The organism is Paenibacillus sp. YSY-4.3, from assembly GCF_054767475.1.
In genome coordinates, this window is sequence record NZ_BAABMC010000021.1 from 1 (window position 1) to 1,588 (window position 1,588).

Sequence of the window (1,588 nt, forward strand, 5' to 3'; positions counted from 1 at the left end):
ATCTTCGCATCTTACCGCCTCTGCCGCCGGATTGGCCGACGCTGATGCTTCCACCAGCTTATGCAGCACTGCCTCCCGCGGATAACCTTCTTGAGTAGCATTAAAAACGCCCAAAACATGTGCTTTTTCTTCATCCAGCAGCAATTCCATATCGGAGATTTTAATCCCTGGTTTGGTCACAGCCAGCTCAATAATATGCTGGAAATGGGATGCTATTCGTTCGATAGTCGTCCGTTTAAACAACTCTGTGCAATACTCTAGCGAAACCATAAATTCCTCTTCCAATTGAGTAACTACTACAGTAAGATCAAATTTTGAAATACGATGTTTCACATCGTCATAAGCCTCAAAGCTAACCGCTCCAGATACCCCCAGCTCATGATCCTCCAGGTCATAATGGTTATGCAGAACCAGCATCGTATCAAATAATGGATTTCTGCTAACATCCCTTGGGAAATCAAGTTTTTCAACCAATTCCTCAAACGGATAGGCCTGGTGCTCATATGCCCGCAATGTATTCTCTTTAACTTCAACCAGAAAAGAATGGAACGTTTTGCTGCCCTTCGGCTCATTCCTCAAAGCCAATGCATTAATAAATACGCCGATGATTTTGCTCAGGTCAGCATGATTTCTGCCTGCAATCGTTGAGCCTATGACAACATCCTCTTGTCCCGTATATTTGGCTAGAAGCACATAAAATGCTGACAGCAAAATCATGTACATGGTCGCCCCTGTTTCACGACTTAATCGATGCATTTTCTTGAAGGTCAATCCGTCCAGTTTAAAATCCACCCTGTCTCCCATAAAGCTTTGATTGGCTGGCCTGACATAATCCGCAGGCAAGTTTAATACTGGTGCACCGTCTTTAAAGCAATCCAACCAAAAGTTCTCATGGTTTCTGTATGCCTCTGTCTGTTGATAAGCTTCTTGCCACACGGCTACATCCTTGTAATGAATACGAAGCGGCTCCAGCTCCCTTCCTTCAAACAAGGCCATGAACTCTTCCACAAACACGCTTAACGATACACCATCAGCAATCATATGGTGCATATCAAATAACATAAGATGGAGCTGGTCTGATAATTTAATTAGTTTCACTCTCAACAGCGGAGCTTTCGTCAACTCGAAAGGTACAACGAACTGATCCATGACGGCTGCGACCTGCTCCTCGCTGCATTCCTCAAACGCCATAGCGAAGTCTACCTTCTCATGAACTTGCTGAACAAGATTGCCATCGATCCATGTAAATGTTGTCCTCAAGCTCTCATGCCGTTCAATCAACTGCTGAAGCACTTTTTCCAAATGGAATGTATCCAAGCTGCCCATAATTTTTACAGCCCCGGGCATATTGTAGATCGTCTTCGCTCCCTCTAGTTGACTAAGCGCATACATCCTTCTCTGAATGGAGGTGACCGGATAATAATCGCGGGCTTCCACTTTTTGAATCGCAGCCCATTCCACCTTCACGGACTGGCCGATATACTGTGCAAGCTCCTCAATCGTCGGATGGTCGAACAGCACCTGCAGCGGAAGATCCACCTCGAATTTCTTCTGCAGCTTGGCCAGCAGCATAATTGCCTTCAAGGAG

1 protein-coding gene is annotated in these 1,588 nt (G+C 45.3%); it reads right to left on the reverse strand.

Going from position 1 to position 1,588, the window contains the following annotated elements:
- A partial coding sequence (locus ACYUJT_RS25345; protein WP_460327700.1) for a condensation domain-containing protein occupies window positions 1-1,588 on the reverse strand: 1,588 nt, incomplete at both ends.